Annotated in this window: 14 protein-coding genes; 11 read left to right on the top strand and 3 right to left on the bottom strand. The window is 66.0% G+C overall.

Annotated elements, in window-relative coordinates:
- Window positions 1–101: 101 nt before the first annotated feature.
- The 9 genes from ACFVWT_RS12550 (at window position 102) to otsB (ending at window position 12,879) form a co-directional block, all read left to right on the top strand.
- Complete coding sequence (locus ACFVWT_RS12550; RefSeq protein WP_390248151.1) at window positions 102–1,091, top strand: LLM class flavin-dependent oxidoreductase; 990 nt, start codon at window positions 102–104, stop codon at window positions 1,089–1,091.
- Between the two features lie 160 nt (window positions 1,092–1,251).
- Window positions 1,252–2,271 carry a LacI family DNA-binding transcriptional regulator gene (locus ACFVWT_RS12545; RefSeq protein WP_390248149.1) on the top strand — a complete coding sequence of 340 codons (1,020 nt, stop codon included), beginning with the start codon at window positions 1,252–1,254 and terminating at the stop codon, window positions 2,269–2,271.
- An 82-nt stretch (window positions 2,272–2,353) separates the two neighbouring features.
- Complete coding sequence (locus ACFVWT_RS12540) at window positions 2,354–3,655, top strand: ABC transporter substrate-binding protein (protein ID WP_390248147.1); 1,302 nt, start codon at window positions 2,354–2,356, stop codon at window positions 3,653–3,655.
- A gap of 13 nt (window positions 3,656–3,668) precedes the next feature.
- Window positions 3,669–4,649, top strand: coding sequence for a carbohydrate ABC transporter permease (locus tag ACFVWT_RS12535; protein WP_390248145.1), 981 nt, complete (start codon window positions 3,669–3,671; stop codon window positions 4,647–4,649).
- A gap of 1 nt (window position 4,650) precedes the next feature.
- Window positions 4,651–5,607 (top strand): carbohydrate ABC transporter permease, encoded by a 957-nt coding sequence (locus tag ACFVWT_RS12530; RefSeq protein ID WP_390248143.1) that lies wholly within the window; start codon window positions 4,651–4,653, stop codon window positions 5,605–5,607.
- 3 nt (window positions 5,608–5,610) lie between these two features.
- Window positions 5,611–6,702 carry a glycosidase gene (locus ACFVWT_RS12525; RefSeq protein WP_390248141.1) on the top strand — a complete coding sequence of 364 codons (1,092 nt, stop codon included), beginning with the start codon at window positions 5,611–5,613 and terminating at the stop codon, window positions 6,700–6,702.
- 43 nt (window positions 6,703–6,745) lie between these two features.
- Window positions 6,746–8,857, top strand: a complete 2,112-nt coding sequence (locus ACFVWT_RS12520) for a hypothetical protein (RefSeq protein ID WP_390248139.1) — start codon at window positions 6,746–6,748, stop codon at window positions 8,855–8,857.
- Window positions 8,858–8,982: 125 nt separating this feature from the next.
- On the top strand, window positions 8,983–10,086 hold the full coding sequence (locus tag ACFVWT_RS12515) for a PP2C family protein-serine/threonine phosphatase (RefSeq protein ID WP_390248137.1): 1,104 nt from the start codon (window positions 8,983–8,985) through the stop codon (window positions 10,084–10,086).
- A gap of 165 nt (window positions 10,087–10,251) precedes the next feature.
- Window positions 10,252–12,879, top strand: a complete 2,628-nt coding sequence (otsB, locus tag ACFVWT_RS12510) for a trehalose-phosphatase (protein WP_390248135.1) — start codon at window positions 10,252–10,254, stop codon at window positions 12,877–12,879.
- A 27-nt stretch (window positions 12,880–12,906) separates the two neighbouring features.
- On the opposite strand, the gene ACFVWT_RS12505 is transcribed toward otsB, so the two are convergent.
- The 3 genes from ACFVWT_RS12505 to ACFVWT_RS12495 form a co-directional block, all read right to left on the bottom strand.
- The gene (locus ACFVWT_RS12505) at window positions 12,907–13,830 is read right to left on the bottom strand and encodes an AEC family transporter (RefSeq protein ID WP_390248133.1); all 924 of its coding nucleotides are present in this window, start codon (window positions 13,828–13,830) and stop codon (window positions 12,907–12,909) included.
- 146 nt (window positions 13,831–13,976) lie between these two features.
- Entirely contained in the window at window positions 13,977–14,405 is a 429-nt protein-coding gene (gene panD, locus ACFVWT_RS12500) for an aspartate 1-decarboxylase (protein WP_011693710.1), read from the bottom strand.
- A 97-nt stretch (window positions 14,406–14,502) separates the two neighbouring features.
- Window positions 14,503–15,438: a LysR family transcriptional regulator gene (locus tag ACFVWT_RS12495; RefSeq protein WP_390248131.1), complete on the bottom strand. Its 936-nt coding sequence runs from the start codon at window positions 15,436–15,438 to the stop codon at window positions 14,503–14,505.
- Between the two features lie 141 nt (window positions 15,439–15,579).
- Here ACFVWT_RS12495 and ACFVWT_RS12490 point away from each other — a divergent pair, with 141 nt between their 5' ends.
- Window positions 15,580–17,043, top strand: a complete 1,464-nt coding sequence (locus ACFVWT_RS12490) for an amino acid permease (protein WP_390248129.1) — start codon at window positions 15,580–15,582, stop codon at window positions 17,041–17,043.
- A 312-nt stretch (window positions 17,044–17,355) separates the two neighbouring features.
- Window positions 17,356–20,907 (top strand): bifunctional proline dehydrogenase/L-glutamate gamma-semialdehyde dehydrogenase, encoded by a 3,552-nt coding sequence (locus tag ACFVWT_RS12485; RefSeq protein WP_390248127.1) that lies wholly within the window; start codon window positions 17,356–17,358, stop codon window positions 20,905–20,907.
- Window positions 20,908–21,009 lie beyond the last annotated feature (102 nt).

The following is a 21,009-nucleotide window of genomic DNA, read 5'->3' as shown; positions in this document are numbered from 1 at the left end:
CATCGAGAAATAACCCGGCTGCCGCCGTCGTTGTCGCAAGTGTGCCCGTTCCGCAACGGAACGGCGACCGCAACGCTTCGCTACGAAAGGCCGGCTCCTCCGTGACTGTTCCGCTTTCCATCCTTGACCTGGCCACCATCGCTAAGGGCCAGACGGCGGCCGAGAGCTTTGCCGGCAGCGTGGCCATGGCGCAGCGGGCGGAGGAGTTGGGCTACCGGCGGGTCTGGTACGCGGAGCACCACAACATGTCCTCCATCGCTTCTTCGGCCACGAGCGTGCTGATCGCGCACATCGCGGCCAACACCAGCAGCATCAGGCTGGGTGCCGGCGGCGTCATGCTGCCCAACCATTCCCCGCTGACCATCGCCGAGCAGTTCGGCACGCTGGAGACCCTGCATCCGGGACGCATCGACCTGGGCCTGGGCCGTGCGCCCGGCAGCGACCAGAACACCATGCGTGCGCTCCGCCGCGACCCGATGTCCGCCGACAGCTTCCCGCAGGATGTCCTGGAACTGCAGGGCTACCTCACCGGCCCCAGCCGGATCCAGGGCGTCGAGGCGACCCCGGGCAAGGGCACCAATGTCCCGCTGTACATTCTGGGGTCCTCCCTTTTCGGGGCCCGGCTCGCAGCGCAGCTTGGATTGCCGTACGCCTTCGCTTCACATTTCGCTCCCAATGCCCTTCAGGACGCCGTGGCCATCTACCGCCGGGAATTCAAGCCCTCGGCGCAGCTTGACGCCCCGCACGTGATCGCCGGCGTCAACGTGATCGCGGCAGATTCCGCCTCCGAGGCCGCGGAAATGTTCCAGGCCACCAAACGCGCCCGGGTGTCCCTGTTCTTCGGCAACGGCAGGGTGTTCACGGACGACGAAGCGGACATGATCCTCGACTCCCCGCAGGGCCAGCACGTGGCCCAGATGATGAAGTACTCGGCGATCGGAACCCCGGACGTGGTGATGGACTACCTGGACGAGTTCGCCGCCCACGCCGACGCGGACGAACTGATTGTGGCCCACCAGAGCAACGGAACCGAGGCCCGCCTGCGGTCCGTGGAACTCCTCGCCGCGGCTGCGGGGCTGGTCCGCGCCTAGGGGCACCCGCCGCCGGCCGCCAGCTGCCGGCGGCCGGTGGTTTACCTGCTTTTCTGATCTCTTCCCTTGACAACTTTCAACTGAACCGGTTTAGTGGTTATCACTGAACCGGTTCAGTGAGTTGGATCACTGGACTGCTGATCAAATGAAGGCGGAATCCATGGCAGTCACCATCAGCGACGTCGCCCACGCGGCCGGCGTCAGCAAGGGTGCTGTCTCGTATGCACTAAACGGCCAGCCGGGGGTCAGCGAGGGGACCCGGGAACGGATCCTTCAGGTGGCCAAGGAGCTCGGCTGGAAACCCAGCCTGCGGGCCAAGGGCCTCTCCTCGGCCAAGGCCTACGCCTTGGGACTCGTCGTCGCCAGGGACCCCTCCCTGCTCGGAACCGACCCTTTCTTTCCGGCGTTCATCGCCGGCATTGAAACAGCACTCTCCGAACACGACTACACCCTTGTGCTCAGCGTCGCCACCGGTGCCGGGGCGGAGGAACGCTGCTACCGCAAGCTGGCCGAGAATGGAAGGGTCGACGGGTTCCTCCTCACCGACGTCCGCCACGACGACTCCCGCATCCCGCTGCTGCAGGAACTCAAACTCCCGGCGGTCACCCTGAACCGGCCCGACGCGGAATCCCCGTTCCCTGCCGTTTCCATGGACGACTGCGCCGGAATCACGGCAGCCGTCGAACATCTGGTGGCGCTGGGCCATACCCGCATTGCCCATGTGGGCGGCGGCCAGGAGTACATCCACGGCCGGAGCCGCCGCCAGGCGTGGGAAGACGCGCTGACTGCTGCCGGCCTCCGCGCCGACCTGTTCGCGGAAGCAGACTTCACTGCCGCCGGTGGCATGGCCGCCACCGCCGAACTGCTCCGGCGTGCGGACAAACCCACGGCAATCGTCTACGCCAATGACCTGATGGCGACCGCCGGCCAGTCCTACGCACAAACCCAGGGACTCACTGTGCCCGGCGATTTGTCCGTCACCGGCTATGACAACGCGGACTTCACCCAGTACCTCAATCCGCCCCTCACCACCGTCTCCACCGATCCCATGCTCTGGGGCCGGGTTGCGGCCCAAGTGCTCCTCAACCAGCTCAGCAACGCCCACGACGGGCAAGACACCGTCCTCCAGGCTCCGACGCTTTTGGTCAGGGCATCCACCGGCCCGGTACCCGCCCGCTAGCACGCTCCATCCTCTATCCAGCCACACCCCTGCCCAGATCCACCCCGCACCCAACCCTCTGTTCCCCTAAATAGGAGTCGCAATGAAGCGCTTTTCAACAGCCACGCGAGTACTGTCCGTGGCCGCCCTGACCATCATGGGCGCAGGCCTCGCTGCCTGCGGCGGGGGAGGGGGAAGCAGTTCTGCCGACTCGGCCACGGCCGCTAAGGGCCCCATCAAGATCTGGTACTCCAACAACGAGTTCGAGGTGAAGTGGGGCAAGGCAATGGTGGAGTCCTGGAACGCCGCCCACCCGGACCAGAAGATCGACGCCCAGGAAATCCCGGCAGGCAAGAGCTCCGAGGAAGTCATCGGCGCAGCCATCACGGCAGGCAACGCCCCGTGCCTGGTCTTCAACACCGCTCCGGTGGCAGTGCCGCAGTTCCAGAAGCAGGGCGGACTCGTCGCCCTCGACTCCTTTCCCGACGGCGCGCAGTACATCAAGGACCGCACCGGAGACCTCGCCGACCAGTACAAGTCCACGGACGGGAAGATGTACCAGCTTCCGTGGAAGTCCAACCCGGTGGTCCTGTTCTATAACAAGGACATCTTCGCCAAGGCCGGCCTGGACGCCGAGAACCCCAAGCTCGGCTCGCATGCCGAATTCCTTGAAACCGCCCGGACCCTCGTGAAGTCCGGCGCCACGGCCAACGCCGTATGGCCCTCCCCGGCCAGTGACTTCTTCCAGTCCTGGTTCGACTTTTACCCGTTCTACGCTGCCAACACGGACGGCACACCGCTGCTGAAGGATGGCAAAGCCACCTTCGACAGCGAGGAGGGCAAGCAGGTCGCCACAATGTTCGAAACCCTTTACAAGGAGAACCTGGCGTCCAAGGAGGTCTTCCAGGGCGACGCCTTCGGTGAGGGAAAGTCGGCCATGTCCCTGGCGGGCCCGTGGGCCATCGCCGCTTACAAAGACAAGGTCAACTGGGGCGCTGTGCCGGTGCCGGCCGCTGAGGCCAAGGCCGATACGTCCACCTTCTCGGACGCCAAGAACGTGGCCATGTACTCTGCGTGCGAGAACCAGGGCACAGCCTGGGAGGTCATGAAGTTTGCCACCAGCCAGGAGCAGGACGGCAAGCTGCTTGCCGGGACCGGCCAGATGCCCATGCGCAAGGACCTTGCCACTGCGTACGCCGACTACTTCGCCAAGAACCCGCTGTACACCCAGTTCGCCGAGCAGGCCGGACGCACCGTCGAGGTGCCCAACGTGCCCAACTCGGTTGAGGTCTGGCAGACCTTCCGCACCGCCTACGCCAAGTCAGTGATCTTCGGCAACGAAAGCATTGACTCCGCGTTCAAGGGCGCCGCGGAAAAGATCGACCAACTGGCAGCCCAGAAGTAGCGGGTGATCCCCAATGTCACTCCGCTCTTCTGACGGCGGCCCAGCTGCGGGCAGTCCCGCAACGGGCGCGCCGGTCGGGCGGACGGCTGACCGGCGGCTGGCCCCCAGGAAACGCAAGAACATCCTGGGCCGCCAGCCGCTGGGACTGCTGTTCAGCGCCCCGTACGTCATCTACGTCCTGGCAGTCCTGGCGTACCCTCTGGGCTACGCCGTCTACATGTCCTTCCACGACTTCTTCTTCACGGCCCCGCGGGTCAAGGTGGACCGCCCGTTCGTGGGGTTGGACAACTACATCACCGTCCTGTCCGATCCGGCAGTCCAGCGTTCCTTCGCCAACATCGGCGTGTTCCTCGTCATCAACGTTCCGTTGACCGTCGGGCTGTCGCTGGTCCTGGCCAACGCGCTGAACCGCGTGACGAAGCTGCGGACCTTCTTCCGGGTCAGCTACTACGTCCCGTACGTCACCGCGAGCGTCGCCGTCGTCGGCGTCTGGCTGTTCCTGTTCCAGCAAAACGGGCTGGTCAACGCGCTGCTGGGGCCTCTGGCCCCGAACCCGTCCTGGCTGACCAACTCCTGGCTGGCCATGCCAACGGTGGCGCTGTACGTCACGTGGAAACAGCTGGGATTCTTCATCCTGCTGTACCTGGCCGCACTGCAGAACATCCCGGACGAGCTGTACGAATCCGCCTCGGTGGACGGCGGGAACAAGTGGGTGCAGTTCTGGAACATCACGGTCCCCGGCGTGCGCTCGGCCAGCGTGCTGGTCACGCTGCTCGCCACCATCACCGGCGCCAACCTCTTCACCGAGCCGTACCTTCTCACCGGAGGCGGCGGCCCGGACGGCGCATCGACGTCGCCGGTGTTCCTGATGTACCAGAAGGGCATCCTGCAGGGAAACCCCGACGTGGCAGCCGCACTGGGCGTCATCCTTGTGGTCGGCGTCCTGCTGATCGCCCTGATCCAGAAACGCCTCGTAGGCGGAAAGGAGGACTGACATGTCGGTCATCGACGCGGCCACCGCCGCCAACAACGACAACGAAAAGAACGACGACGCCGGGCAGCCGGGTGCCCTTCCTTCCACCCGCGGAGGTTCCGGCCGCGGAGGTTCCACGGTTGAAAAGCGCAGGAACCTTGGCATCGGCAGCTTCGTGCTGCTGGCCGTAGGCGCCTTCGTGTTCCTTTTCCCCTTCTACTACATGTTCATCGGCTCGCTGCAGACGTCCCCGGACACTTCGGTGGCGGGTGCGTTCCCCAATCCGGCCAACCTCACCGGCGAGAACTACGCCAACATCAACGGTTCCATCGACCTGCTGAAGGGCCTGGCCAACTCCGGCATCTTCACCGGCGGCGTCATCCTGTTCACCGTGGTCTTCGGCCTCCTGGTGGGCTACGCCCTGGCGCAGATGCACTTCCGCGGCAAGGGCTTCGTGTTCGGCATGATGCTGCTGGTGCAGATGATTCCGTTCCAGCTGCTGCTCATTCCGCTGTACGTGATGATCGTCCGCGATTACGGCCTGGCGGACAGCTACATCGGCATGATCCTGCCGTTCGCCATCAACTCCACTGCCGTCTTCGTCTTCCGCCAATACTTCATGCAGCTGCCGTCCACGCTCTTTGAGGCAGCACGGATCGACGGCGCCTCCGAGTTGCGGATCCTGTGGCAGATCGCCATCCCGCTGGTCAGGCCCGCGATTGTCACAGCGATCCTGCTGACCTTCATCGGGCCGTGGAACGAGTTCCTGTGGCCGTTCCTGGTCACCAAGGACTCGGCCATCCAGCCTCTCGCGGTGTCCCTCGCCAACTACATTTCCAACGTTGCCGCCACGGCCTCCAACCCGTTCGGGGCAATCCTCGCCGGCGCCTGCGTCCTCGCGGCACCTGCCATCGCGCTGTTCATCTTCTTCCAGCGCCAATTCATTTCCACCAATATCGGATCAAGCGTAAAGGGCTAATCAATGACTTCCCCCCACACTTCTGCACTCCCCACCGTCCCTTTCACCCTCACCCGCGCCGGGGTCATCATGTCCCCCGAGGAGGGCAACGACTTCGAGGCGGAAGGCGTCCTCAACCCGGCCAGCGGCCGCGGCCCGGACGGCGAGCTCTACCTGCTTCCGCGCCTCGTGGCCAAGGGTAATGTGTCCCGCGTGGGCCTTGCCAAGGTTGTCATCGAAGACGGCGTACCCACCGGTGTGGAACGCATGGGCGTGGTGCTCGCCCCGGACGAGGGCTGGGAACGCGGCCTCAACAATGCCGGCACTGAGGATCCGCGCACCACGTGGGTGCCCTCCTTGGGCAAGCACCTGATGACCTACGTTGCATACGGCCCGCTGGGGCCGCGGCTCGCGTTCGCGCATTCCGAGGACCTCCGCAGCTGGGAACGCCTGGGCCCGTGCTTCTTCGAATACAAGGCCGAGCTCTCCATGGACCTGAACCTGTTTCCCAACAAGGACGCCGTGTTCTTCCCGGAACCGGTCAACGATCCCGACGGCGTTCCCTCCTATGCGATGCTGCACCGCCCCATGTGGGACCTGGGCTGGATCCGCGACGGCGAGGGCGAGCACCTGCCCGCCGGCGTCACGGACAACCGCCCGGGCATCTGGATCTCCTACGTGGCCGTGGAAGACGTGGAAAAGGACATCCGGAACCTGGTGCACATGGGCAAGCACACCCTCGTTGCCCTCAGTGAGTTCCCTTTCGAGGAACTCAAGATCGGCGGAGGCCCCGCGCCGATCCGAGTCGACGAAGGCTGGCTGCTCATCCACCACGGCGTGGCCGGTGCATTGGAGAAGTCGGCGTTCGACCACCAGCAGAAGGTTAACTACACCGCGGCCGCCATGATCCTGGACGCCAATGACCCCTCCAAGGTCATTGCCCGCAGCGACAAGCCGTTGCTGGCGCCGGAAACCGAAGACGAGATCTCCGGCATCGTGCCCAACGTGGTGTTCCCCACCGCCATCGAGGAAGTGGACGGCCAGTTGTTCGTGTTCTACGGCATGGCCGACTCGAAGATCGGCGTTGCCAGGCTGGACCGGGTCCCGGCCAACTAGCCCCGTCCCGCCGCCCGCCTGACCGCCCCCACCAGGAGTACCGATGACGAACAACGATGTCCGCCCGAAGACACGAACCAAACCGCTGGCCATCGTTGTGGCCGCGTCGATGCTCCTGGCGGGAGCGGGAGCGGCCTCCGCGGCTCCGGGACCCGTACAGGAAGCCGCACGGGCGCTGACCACCCCGGTCCCGGCCGCTCCCGGCGCCCCGGCCGAAACAGGGCCCCTCACCAACACGGCGCACCTGGACTTCCTGATGGATACTGTCCCTCTCACGCCCGTGGCGGGCCACACCACCTACAAGCTGGACGAGATCCCCTCCGCCCAGGCGCCGTGGACCTACGCGGACAAAAAAGCGGACGGGAGCTACGGCCGCGTCGGCGGCGGAGACCTCGACCCCGCCACAGGGCATTGGACCCAGGGGGCCTACAACGCCGATGACATCGCACGCACAGCGGTGGTCTACCTACGGCACTGGCAGCAGACCGGCGATGCCGCCAGCAAGCAGCGGGCGTTCCAGACCCTGCGCTCGCTGACGTTCCTCCAGACCACGGACGGCCCGAACGCAGGCAACGTTGTGCTGTGGCAGCAGTCGGACGGAAGCCTGACCCCCAGCGCCAAACCGGTGGAACTGCCGGACCCCTCCGACTCGGCAGAGTCATACTGGCTTGCGCGCACCGTATGGGCACTCGGCGAGGGTTTCACGGCGTTCCAGGACGACGATCCCGAGTTCGCCGGTTTCCTGCAGGACCGGCTGCACCTTGCCTTAGGCTCGCTCAACAAACAGTCCCTTGCAAAGTACGGCACCTATGACACCGCGGACGGCGTGCAGGTGCCGGCATGGCTCATCGCCGGCGGCGCCGACGCCTCGGCCGAGGCCGTGCTGGGACTTTCCTCCTACGTGAGCTCCGTTCCGGGCGATGAGTTGGCGGCCACGGCACTGGACCGTCTTAGCGAAGGCGTGGCCGCAATGTCCTCCGGTTCCGCCGGCCAATGGCCTTTTGGCGCCATCATGCCCTGGAACAAATCGCAGACACTCTGGCACGCCTGGGGCGGCATGGCCCCCGCCGCCGTCGCCACCGCCTCCCAGGTGCTGGGCAAACCGGCGCTGCTTGAAGCGGCAGTCAAGGACACCGCCCGGTTCACACCCCAGCTCCTGGCCGCGGGCGGACCCGACAACGCCTGGAGCCCGACGCCCGGCGAAGCGCAAATCGCCTACGGCGTGGACTCCAGGGTCCAAAGTCTCGTGGCCACGGCCAGGGCCGCTGATGCGCCGGGCCTGCTGGATCTTGCCGCGGTCACTGCTGGATGGTTCTTCGGAGCCAACCCCAGCGGCGTCCCGGCCTACAACCCTGCCACGGGTACGGCGATCGACGGCATCGAACCGGACGGCCGGGTCAATCCCAACTCCGGTGCGGAATCCACCATCCACGCACTCCTCACCATGCTGGCGCTGGACGCAGATCCGGCCCTGAAGGCGGCTGCCGTGGGCATCAACCGGACGGTGTCCACTCACGGCCTCAGTGTGGTGGAAGCGGAATCGGGCACCATCACCGGCGAGGGGGCCGTGGTCAGGCCGGCCTCGGCCTGGACCGGTGAAGCAAACCTCTCCGGCGGAGCCTACGTGGACCTGAAGGCCGGGGCTGCCCTGAACATTCCGCTACCGGCCTCCGACCAGGCGAACAACATCTATCCCATCGTGAACCGGGGGACAGCCCCGTCCGGCAGCACCGTATGGACGTCCGCCAAGGGGCCGCTGGGGACCACGGAAAACGGCGATGCAGGGACGCAGGGCATCACGGATGCCCCCGGCATCCTCTTTCCCTACTCGCTCAAGCGTGCGCTGTCCGCCGGACTGACCGCCGTCGTCGGCACCACCGATGGAAGCGTTGCGCTGGACGCACTCCTGCTGCAGCCGAAGATCTCCACGGTGTCGGTCTCAGGGGCCGGCGGTGATTCCACCGTCTACGTGAGCGCGGCCGGTTCCACAACGGTTAAGGACGTCGACGTTCCGGACGGATGCACCATGGTCCAGCGCCAGTACGACTCCTCCGGCCAGCCGGTGAAGGGCGCGAAGAACGACGTCGGCCCGCGAACGGGGCACGTGACGGTGGCGCCCGGGGGCTTCACCATGGTGACGTTCCTGGCGCACTAACGCCGGCGGTTTCGGGCCCGGCGCCGCCGCGGTGCCCGGCCCGAACCCGCCGCGCCCTGGTGTGGCAGGAAGGTCCGGCTGAGGCCGATGTGACAAGACCAGTCCGCACGGAGTCTAATAAGGGCATGACTGATGAGCCGGACGTACGCCGCGCCCTGGTCATTGAGGACGATGACGACATCCGGGGCCTGCTGGTCCACATTCTGACGAAGCAGGGCTTCCAGGTGTCAGCCGTGTCAACCGGGCGCGCCGGTATTGATCTGATGCAGCGCGAGGGCGCCGAACTGGTGACGCTGGACCTCAACCTGCCGGACACGGACGGCGTTCAGGTCTGCCGTGAGCTGCGCAAGTTTTCCGATGCCTACATCCTGATGATCACAGCCCGCGGCGACGAACTGGACCGCCTCACCGGGCTCGACACGGGGGCGGACGACTACCTCACCAAGCCCTTCAGCCCCCGGGAACTCGGATCCCGGATCACCGCCTTGTTCCGCAGGCCGCGCGCCAGTGCCGTTCACGAGGCCGCAGCCCAGGATGAATTGCGCCGCGCCGTCGAGGTCCAGCGCAGCCTCCTCCCGGCTGAGGGCCTATCGCTTGACGGGTTCGACATCGCCGGATCCTTCCGCCCCTCCCGCAACGTGGGCGGCGACTTCTTCGATTGGTACCGCAGCGACGGCGGGCTGCAGCTCACGCTGGCCGATGCGATGGGCAAAGGCATGGGGGCCGCGCTGATTGCTGCCACTGTCCGCGCCGTCATGCGTTCCGTGGCGCACCGCGCGCCGCTGAGTGAAGCGTTCAGCTCTGCCGGCAGGATACTGGAAGCCGACCTCGAACAGTCCGCATCCTTCGTCACGCTTTTCCACGCCCGGCTCGACGCGGCCACCGGCATCCTGCAGTACCTGGACGCCGGCCACGGCCTCGCGCTGCACATTAAGGCGGACGGAAGCTGCTCGCGGCTGCTCACCGGCGGCCCGCCGGTGGGAGCCTGGCCCGACCAGGAATGGGATGCTCACCAGGTCTCGCTCGATCCCGGCGATTGCCTGGCCGTAGTCAGCGACGGCCTGCTGGATGTCTACCCCGACGTCGAGGTCCTCACGGCCGTGGTGGCCGGTACTGTCTCGGGCCCCGCCAGTGCGCAGGCTGCCTGCGACGCCGTCCTTGAGCTGGCCTCGGGCCGCGACGTTTCCGACGACGCCACTGTGGTTGTGCTGAAACGGGCGCTGCAGTGAATCGGGGCGCGGCAGCTGCCGCAGCTGCCTGAAACCAAGGGGCGCGCACACGTTACATTCCCGCAATGACAGGGATATTCTGGTGTAACGACGGCATCGGAGACTGGGGGTATGTCCCTCGCCGGACTTTTCTCATCATTGGGGATTATCCGAAGGACGTCGCCTGTGCCTACTCCTCTCAACCAGTCAGTGGCCGATTCTGCCCTCCTGACACGCTCGTTGCCGCTCGGCCTGCTCCGCGCGTTCGTGCAGTCCGACGCCGCCGACGACGGCCTCACGCCAAACCTGCTCGCTGAACTCAAGATCCTCGCCCGCACACCAGGGCTGCTGGTGGCCTGCAACTACGGCGGCACGCTGTGCGACGCCGAGGGGATCTCCACTGAAACCCTGCCCCTGGGCAGCGCCGCGATTGCGCTCCGGGCCCTGGCCGCCCTGCCCAACACGCACGCGGCCGTCATCTCCGGCAGGTCGCTGCGGGACCTGGCGGCAGTATCCAGGCTCCCGGCGGAGGTGCACCTGGTGGGATCCCACGGCGCCGAGTTCGACATGGGCTTCGCCCACGGCCTGTCACTGGCCACCGAATCGGTGCTCCAGCAGGCAAGCCAGGCCCTTGTTGAAACGATTGGTGCCTATAAAGGGATCAGCATCGAACGCAAGCCCGTGGCGGTGTCCGTGCACACCAGGCCGGCCTCGCCTGCGGTCGTGGCCAAGGTGCTGGAGAAGGCCGAAGAAGTGGCCCGCGCCCACGGCCTGTTCTACATCGTGGACGGCTCCGTGCTGGACCTCTCCGTGGTGGAACCGTCCAAGGCCGACGCCCTGGAGCACCTTCGCGCCCGCCTGGGCGTGAGTGCCGCCCTCTATGCCGGCGACGCCTCCAGCGACGAACTGGCGATGGCCACCCTGCGCGGCCCGGACATGGGCATCAAGGTGGGGGAGGGGCCCACCGCGGCCGCCCACCGCCTTCGGGACCCCGAATCCTTCGCCCGGGTCCTGGCCATCCTGTTCGAACTGCGGCGGGCTTGGCTTTTCGGGGAGGACGCCGTTGGCCTGGAGCGCCACTCGATGATCGGCAACGGCTCGTCCACGGCGCTGATCACCCCCGAAGCCAAAGTCTGCTGGATGAGCCATCCGCTGCCGGACTCCGGATCCCTGTTCGCCCACATCCTGGGCGGCGACGCTGCGGGCCATTTCTCGGTGGAACCGGTCAAGGCATCCCAGGTCCTGGGCCAGCGCTACGTGGACAGCACCATGATCGTGGAAACCCGCTGGGCCGATGTCACCGTGACCGACTACCTTGAGCCGGCCCCGGACGGGATCACCAGCCTGGTCCGGGTGCTGTCCGGCAGCGGCGCGGCCCGGATCGTCTTCGCGCCCCGGCCCGACTACGCCAACGCCCCGTTCAGCATGGAGGCGCGGGGCGAGGAGCTCCACGTGGTGGGCACTTCCGATCCCATCATCCTGCTGGCCCCCGGCGTCAGTTTTTCCATCACCTCGGACGGGCGGCATGCCACTGCCACCGCGGACGTGAACCTGCGGAACGGCCCCGTGGTGCTGAACCTGCGCTGCGGTGACACCGAGCCCACCCACACGGGGGTGGGCGGCGAAACCGAGCGCCGCGCCGCCGTCGCCCATCACTCCAGGCGGTGGGTCCAGGAGCTGGACCTGCCGGGTGTCAAGCCGTCTCTGGTGCGCCGCTCGGCGCTGGTGCTCCGCGCGCTGGTGCACGAACCCACCGGCGCCGTCCTTGCCGCCCCCACCACGTCGCTGCCGGAAGGAATCGGCGGCACCCGGAACTGGGACTACCGCTACTGCTGGCTGCGGGACGGGTCCATGACCGTCAATGCGCTCGTGGACCTGGGCTCCACCAGGGAAGCTTTCGGTTTCCTGCGCTGGCTGGGCCGAATCCTGGACAACGCACCCGGACCGGAATGGCTGCATCCGCTGTATTCGGTCACGGGAGCGCCGCTGTCCACGGAGGCCATCATCGAAAGCCTGCCGGGCTATGCGGGATCACGCCCCGTCAGGATCGGCAACGCCGCGGACCACCAGGTGCAGCTGGACGTTTTCGGGCCTATCGCGGAACTCATCTGCGCGGTGAGTGAGCGCGAGGGCACACTGGAGGATTCACACTGGGAGCTCATGATCCAAATGGCCTCGGCCGTGATGGCCCGCTGGCACGAGGCAGACCACGGGATCTGGGAAGCACGCCGCGCACCCCGGCACCACGTCTACACCAAGGTGATGTGCTGGGTGACCCTGGACCGGGCGCTGCGCACCGCGGCCAGGCACGGCAGGGCGCCGGAACCCGAGTGGGCGCCCACCGCCGCAACCATCCGCGAGGAAGTCCTCCGCGAAGGCTGGGATGACGGCGCGGCGTCCTACACGGTCGCATACGACAGCCCCGACCTCGACGCGGCCGTTCTGCACATCGGCCTGTCCGGGCTGCTGGATGTGAACGACCAGCGGTTCCTGGACACTGTCACAGCAGTGGAACGGGAGCTCCGGGTGGGACCCACCGTTTTCCGGTACAGGTACGACGACGGCCTGCCGGGGCTGGAGGGCGGCTTCCACATCTGCACTACGTGGCTCATCGAGGCTTACGTGGCGGTGGGCCGGATTGAGGATGCCTGGGACCTGTTCGACCAGCTGGTGAACCTGTTCGGCCCCACCGGGCTGCTGCCCGAAGAATACGATCCCGGCACCGAAACCCACCTGGGCAACCATCCGCAGGCATACTCCCACCTGGGCTTCATCCGCTGCGCCCGGCTCCTGGATCAGCACCAGAAGAACTAGCGTGTTGGCCAAGGGCCGGGCCTGGTTCTAGGTGAGGAGCAGGGCCACGCCGATCATGGCCGGCACTGCCACGACCGTGGTGATCAGCACGGTGTCCTTGGCAACGGTGATACCTGTCCGGTAGCGGCTGGCCGCGACGAAAACGTTCTGGGCGGTGGGTAGTGCGGATGTCACGACGACGGCAAAGAGGGCCTGTCCCTCCATGCCGATCAGCCGTGCCACCAGGTAGGCGATGGCAGGGTGGATGACGAGCTTGAATGCGCTGGCCAGCAGCACGTCGATGCGGCGGCCGGTGGCTGCCTGCAGGGGCCGTGATCCGTTCAGGCTCATGCCGAAGGCGATCAGCATGGCGGGGATGGCTGCCCCGCCGATCAGGTGGATGGGCTGCATGACCAGCTCCGGCACCTGCCACCCCGTTCCCGCCACCACGAGGCCCAGTGCGGATCCCACGATCATCGGGTTCTTGAGGATCATGAGGGCAAACCCGGCGGGGGTGGTCCGGTGTGAACTGGTGGTGGCATCCAGGGCCATCAGGAAGAGAGGCGTAAAGAAGGCCAGCTGGAAGATCAGCAGCGGCGCTACGTAGCTTGCGTCGCCGAGGACATATACGGCAATGGGAATACCCAGGTTCGCGGAGTTCGCCAAGGATGCGCTCATGGACGACATCAGCGATTCGGGCACGCTCCGCTTCAGCAGGAACCGCACGATCACGAAGAAGATTGCGGCAGTGATTATCGCGCCGGCGGCGGTCACCAGCAGGGGAGCGGCGAAGACATCGTGGAGCTTGGCTTTGCTGAGGGTTTCGAAGAGGAGCGCGGGACTGGCCACGAAGAACGTCAGCGCGCTGAGCACGGACCGGGCGTTTTCTCCCAGCACCTTGCGGCGGCCCACGAACATGCCCACCAGGATGATGGACCACACCACGAAGAAGCCCGCGAGAACGCCTAGCACCCGGATGTCCCTGGCAGTTTCCCTTGCAGGCCGGGCGGGCGGGGTTTGGCGTTCACCATCCCAGCCTAATCAGATTTATTAAGCCTGAAGCGGGAGTGTGGGCAGGATCTCGGTATCCGGACGGAGGCGGTTCCGGCGGAGGGAGCCTAGTTTAGGGCCGAGTTGTTGAGGGCGAACGGCGGCCGCATGAGGCCGCGGGTGTGCCCCTCGGCGGGGTCGTTGCCGATCTGGACAATCTTGTTGTCTTTGTCCACATGGACCACCTTGGGCGTGTAGGCCTTGGCTTCTTCAGTGGTCATCTCGGCATAGGTGATCAGGATGACGATGTCATTCTCGTGCATCAGGTGCGCAGCCGCGCCGTTGATGCCGATAACTCCGGAACCGCGCTCTCCGGCAATGGTGTAGGTCTCCAGCCGGGCGCCGTTGGTGACGTCAACGATCGCCACGAGCTCTCCGGGAAGAATGTCCGCAGCCTCCAGCAGGTCCAGGTCAACGGTGACCGACCCCACGTAGTGCAGATCGGCATGCGTGACAGTGGCCCGGTGGATTTTGGACTTAAACATTGTGCGATTCATAACGTGCCCAGTCTAACGCCCGGCGCCCTTTGGCGCTGTGACGTAGGGAACTTCCTGTCGTCCCCGCTGGGCCGCCACCAAACTGATTCCCGGGAGGTTATGCGGGTTTGGGTTCCGGCGGGACCGGGCCTGCGGGGGCAATCGAATCGGCTGTTATGGCCAGTACTTCGCGGGCGGCCAGGATGGCGGGCCGCTTGGCGCTGGAACGCCTCACGGACGTGAAAACGGTCCGGTGGGGATTCCCCGGCAGCAGCAGCAGTTGCGCCGACGTTTCCCTGCCGGTCCAGACAAGGTCGGGCATCAGCCCGACGGCGTTGCCGGACTCGATCAGGCGGATCTGCGCCTGGAGGTCCGCCGTTTCGTACCGGACGTCAGGTTCGAAACCCGCGCTGCGGCAGGCCTGCTCAGCCCAGTGCCTGGACGCCGCACCCCTGGGCTCCATCACCCAGGCAAGGTCCGCCGTGTCTTCGAGAGAACGGACGGGCGGCAGGCCCATGTCCGGTCCGGGGACTGCCAGCCGGATGGCGTCCGCGGTCAGCCGGAGGCGGTCCAGTTCGGCGTAGCGAGGCGCGGCATGGCCGGGGTATTGCTCGGCGATGACCAGGTCAAAGTCCCGGGCCCACGTTTCGTGCAACGCCGTTTCCGGCTCCCGCTGGACCATCTCGATCCTGACTTCAGGGTAAGTCGCCGCCATCCGGGTCAGGGTTCCCGGCATGAGTGCCAGGGCGGCGGACTGGAAGACGGCTATCCGGACGGTTCCGGAGACGGTGGTGAGGCTGGCGGCCAGATCGGCCTCGGCTTGTTCCAGCGTTTCAAGCAGATGGGCGGTGTGCGCCACCAGGACTTCAGCCTGCGGCGTCAGCTGGACCCGGCGCCCGGTCTTACGCAGCAGCTGCACCCCGGCCTCCTTCTCCAATAGCGCCAGCTGCTGGGACACCGATGACGGACTGTACTGGAGGGCGTCCGCCACCTCGGCCAAGGTTCCACGGATCTTGAGTTCACGGAGCAGCCTCAACCGCCGGACGTCGAGCATCGCTGTTCCTTCGCTAAATCTAATGAATATTAATTAGGAGAATTCACTTTATCTAATGCAATTGGGCTTGCATACTAAACAGACTGAGTTACCCCCATCACAGGGCGGATTGATGGGTCCACATCTAAGCAGGAGTCCCTGATGAGCACAAAAGACTTATCCCAGTCGATCATGCGGCGAAAGCCGATTGATGACATAGAGGAAGAAAACAAGCACAGCGGGTTGATGAAGAGCCTGGGCCTGTGGCAGCTGACGGCCATTGGCGTCGGCGGCATCATCGGCGTCGGCATCTTCTCCCTGGCGGGCCTTGTGGCCCACGGCAGCGAAAGCGAGCCGGGGGTTGGCCCCGCGGTGCTGTTTTCCTTCCTGATTGCGGGCCTCGCCTCTGCGGCCGCCGCGTTGTCCTACGCGGAATTTGCCGGCATGATTCCCCGCGCGGGCTCGGCCTACACCTACGGCTACGTGGCCCTCGGCGAAGTGATCGGCTGGTTCATCGGCTGGGACCTGCTCCTCGAATACATTGCGATCGTGGCCGTCGTGGCCATTGGTATTTCCGGCTACTTTGACGCGTTCCTCTCCGGCATCGGCATCCACATGCCCATCTGGATGACGTCCACCCCGGACGAAGGCAAGGGCGGAATCGTCAACATCCCCGCAATTGTTGTCTGCCTCGTCGTGACCTGGATCCTTTCCCGGGGAACCCGGGCGTTCGGCCGCTTTGAGCTGGTGGCAGTGGCCATCAAGGTAGTCCTGATCCTGTTCATCATTGGCCTGGGCATCTTCTACATCGACACGAACAATTACAACCCGTTCATGCCAAGCGGCTTTGGCCCTGTGCTGGCAGGCTCGGCCACCGTGTTCTTCGCGGTGTTCGGCTATGACGCCATGAGTACCGCGGCAGAGGAAGCCACGGACGGCAAGAAGCACATGCCGAAGGCGATCATCCTCTCGCTCATCATCGCCATGCTGCTTTACGTGGCGGCCACCCTGGTCCTCACCGGCATGCAGAACTACAAGGACATCGATCCGAAGGCGGGCTTCGCCTCCGCGTTCACCGGCGTCGGCCTGCCGGTCATCGCCACGATCATTTCCGTGTTCGCGGTGCTGTCCATCCTCACCGTGATGCTGACATTCCTCCTCGGTGTCACCCGCGTCTGGTTCTCCATGAGCCGCGACGGCCTGCTCCCGGGCTGGTTCTCCAAGACGGACCGGCACGGAACCCCGCAGCGAGTGACCTGGATCGCCGGCGTCGCGTCCGCCCTGCTGGCAGGAGTCTTCCCGATCAAGGCCGTCGCAGACCTGACGAATATCGGCATCCTTGCCGCGTTCGTGGTGGTTTGTTTCTCGGTGATCGTTTTCCGCTACAAGAAGCCCGACGCTCCCCGCGCCTTCCGCCTGCCGTTCATGCCGGTAATCCCCGCGTTCGGTGTGCTGGCCTCGGCCTTCCTGATGTTCCAGCTGCACTGGGAAACCTGGCTCCGCTTCTTCGTCTGGCTGGTGGTCGGGCTGATCATCTACTTCGGCTACGGCCGCAAGCACTCGCTCATGAATCCGAACAGTCCGCGGCATGAAGAAGCCGTCGAAATGCACCGCCCCCTGGCGTAGCTACTCAACTCTCTCTCACCTCCTGCACCACAAAACCGGACGCTCTCTCCGGTCCGGTGCCTTATCGACGAACCCTCTCCCACCCCGGTGGGAGGGGGTTCGTCGTTTCGGGCGGGAAGTGAGAGAACGTCGGCCAAAAGGGGCCGGAAGTGAGAGAGCGTCGGGGGGTGGTTTCCGAACGTTCGGACGGGGTTTTGATTCATCAGATTCTCTAACCTGTATTGCTCAGAAAACGTCGCTTTATCTTAAGTTACGCCAGGCTCATACTGGTGGAAAGAAGGTCCTCACCAACGGAAAGAACGAGTGTTAGCCATGACCCACATTTCAACGGAGCCCGGTGTCCTCGCCGGAAAGACGGTCGCCGAATCGGCCCCTGCGGCCGGTTCCCATGTAGCCGATGCCCAGGCCCTGGCCGGGGAAACCATCGGTCTGGTGCGCCACTGGTTGACGGAGGCCGCCAAGGTTCCCGTGGACGCCTCCGCTGAACAGCTCGCCGGCGTGCTGAAGGACCCCAACGGACTCGACTTCACGGTCGGCTTCGTCGACGGCGTTGTCCGCCCCGAGGACCTGCATGTCGCCGCCCGCAACCTGGCGGCCCTTGCCCCGAAGGTCCCTGCCTTCCTGCCCTGGTACATGCGCAGCGCCGTCCGCCTGGGCGGCACCATGGCCCCCGTCCTGCCGCGGGTTGTCATCCCGGTGGCCCGGAAGGTGCTCCGCGAAATGGTGGGCCACCTGATCGTCGATGCCACGGATGCCAAGCTCGGCCCGGCCATCGCCAAGATCCGCAAGGACGGCATCAAGCTCAACGTCAACCTCCTCGGCGAAGCAGTGCTCGGTGAGCACGAGGCTTCCCGCCGCCTCGAGGGAACCCACGCCCTGCTGGCCCGCCCCGACGTGGATTACGTGTCCATCAAAGTGTCCTCCACCGTTGCACCGCACTCCGCCTGGGCATTCGACGAGGCCGTCCAGCACGTCGTGGAGAAGCTCACGCCGCTCTTCACCCGCGCCGCCTCGTTCGCCGCCGGAGGGCAGAAGGCCAAGTTCATCAACCTGGACATGGAGGAATACAAGGACCTGGACATGACCATCGCGGTCTTCACCAGGATCCTGGACAAGCCGGAGTTCAAGAACCTCGAGGCCGGCATTGTGCTCCAGGCCTACCTGCCGGACGCCCTCGCGGCAATGATCCGCCTGCAGGACTGGGCTGCTGAACGCCGCGCCAACGGCGGCGCCGCCATCAAGGTCCGCGTGGTCAAGGGCGCGAACCTGCCCATGGAACAGGTCGAATCCTCCCTGCACGACTGGCCGCTGGCCACCTGGAACACCAAGCAGGACTCGGACACCAACTACAAGCGCGTCATCAATTACTCGCTGCACCCGGACCGGATCAAGAACATCCGGATCGGCGTCGCAGGCCACAACCTCTTCGACATCGCCTTCGCGTGGCTGCTGGCCAAGCAGCGCGGCATCGCGGATACCGCAGAGCAGGGTATCGAATTCGAGATGCTGCTGGGCATGGCGCAGGGCCAGGCCGAAGCCGTCAAGAAGGACGTCGGCTCGCTGCTCCTCTACACGCCCGTGGTGCACCCGGCCGAGTTCGACGTCGCGATCGCCTACCTGATCCGCCGGCTCGAAGAAGGCGCCAGCCAGGACAACTTCATGTCCGCCGTCTTCGAACTTTCCGAAAACGAAGTGCTCTTTGAGCGTGAGAAGCAGCGCTTCCTTGCCTCACTGGCAGAGCTCGACGACGAAGTCCCCGGCCCCAACCGCCGGCAGAACCGCAGCCTCCCGGCCGAGCCGATGCCGCATGACTCCTTCGAAAACACTCCGGACACGGACCCGTCCCTGCCCGCCAACCGCGACTGGGGCCGGGCCATCCTGGAGCGCGTTCCGTCCTCCACGCTGGGCAACGCCTCCGTGGAAGCGGCCACCATCACGGACGCTGAGACCCTCAACACGGTGATCGCCACCGCCGTCGACAAGGGCAAGGCCTGGGGCGCCCTCAGCGGCGCCGAGCGCGCCGCTGTCCTGCACCGCGCCGGCGACATCCTGGAGGCGCGCCGCGCGGACCTGCTCGAGGTCATGGCCAGCGAAACCGGCAAGACCATCGACCAGGGTGATCCCGAGGTCAGCGAGGCTGTGGACTTCGCCCACTACTATGCCGAATCGGCCCGCAAGCTCGACGACGTCGACGGCGCCACCTTCGTCCCGTCCAAGCTCACCGTTGTGACCCCGCCGTGGAACTTCCCGGTGGCCATCCCGGCCGGCTCCACCCTCGCGGCACTCGCCGCCGGCTCCGCCGTCGTCATCAAGCCGGCCAAGCAGGCCCGCCGCAGCGGCGCCGTCATGATTGAGGCCCTTTGGGAGGCCGGCGTACCCCGCGACGTGCTCACCATGGTGCAGCTCGGCGAACGTGAGCTCGGCCAGCAGCTCATCTCGCACCCGGCCGTGGACCGCGTCATCCTGACCGGCGGCTACGAAACCGCCGAACTGTTCCGCTCCTTCCGCAAGGACCTGCCGCTCCTGGCCGAGACCAGCGGCAAGAACGCCATCATCGTCACGCCCAGCGCGGACCTGGACCTTGCGGCCAAGGACGTGGCCTACTCCGCCTTCGGCCACGCCGGGCAGAAGTGCTCCGCCGCCTCGCTTGTGATCCTGGTGGGCTCGGTGGCCACCTCCAAACGGTTCCACAACCAACTGATCGACGCCGTCACGTCACTCAAGGTGGGCTACCCCGAGGACCCCGCCAGCCAGATGGGTCCGATCATCGAACCCGCCAACGGCAAGCTCCTCAATGCCCTCACCACCCTCGGCGAGGGCGAAAACTGGGCCGTTGAGCCGCGCAAGCTCGACGAAACCGGCCGGCTTTGGAGCCCGGGCGTCCGCTACGGCGTGCGCCGCGGATCCTACTTCCACCTCACCGAGTTCTTCGGGCCCGTCCTGGGCGTGATGACCGCCGCCACCCTGGAAGACGCCATCGCCATCCAGAACCAGGTGGAGTACGGCCTGACCGCCGGCCTGCACTCACTGAGCACCGACGAAGTGGGACTCTGGCTGGACAGCATCCAGGCAGGCAACCTCTACGTGAACCGCGGCATCACCGGGGCCATCGTGCAGCGCCAGCCGTTCGGCGGCTGGAAGAAGTCGGCCGTCGGCGCCGGTACCAAGGCCGGCGGACCCAACTACCTCGCCGGCCTGGGCGACTGGGTCAGCAAAGCCAGCACCGCAGGCGGCGCTGATGGAAGTCCCAAGGCAGCCGTGACCAACCCCGGCGTCCGCCGCGTGGCCGCTGCTGCAAAGGGTTCACTGGACGCTCCCGCCGTAGAAGCCCTGGAGCGGGCCTTGGCCTCGGACGCCCTTGCCTGGGCCGATGAGTTCGGCACCGCCAAGGATGTCTCAGGACTCAGCGCGGAGCGGAACATCTTCCGCTACCGCTCCCTGCCGGTAACGGTCCGCCTCTCCGAAGGCGAACCGCTCGCGGCCCTGGTCAGGACGGTAGCCGCCGGTGTCCTGGCCGGTTCGGCACTGACGGTTTCCACCGCCGTCGAACTGCCCGCCCCGTTGCTGGCAGCGCTCACCGCCCTGGATATCGCCGTCACGGTGGAGGACGACGCCGCGTGGCTGGCCTCCGCAGCCAGGCTCGCCGATGCTGGAAAACTGTCCGGCGGCCGGATCCGGCTCCTGGGCGGCGACGCGAAGGCGCTGGCTGAAGCCACCGGCGGACGGCCGGACCTGGCCGTTTACGCCCACCCGGTCACCGAAGCCGGCCGCGTGGAACTGCTCCCGTTCCTGCACGAGCAGGCTGTCAGCATCACCGCGCACCGGTTCGGAACGCCTAACCACCTTTCGGACAGCCTGATCTAGGGGGCTCCTGATCCAAGGGCCTGGGGCCCTGTCGTCCGGGGGCCCCAGCCAGGAAACAATCGCCCAGAAGACAATCGCCGCCGGCAGGCACCCTCGGGTGCC

This window comes from Arthrobacter sp. NPDC058288, assembly GCF_042880995.1.
GTDB lineage: Bacteria > Actinomycetota > Actinomycetes > Actinomycetales > Micrococcaceae > Arthrobacter.
Note: the sequence above shows the minus strand (reverse complement) of the source record. Positions and strands in the feature narration are given on the sequence as shown.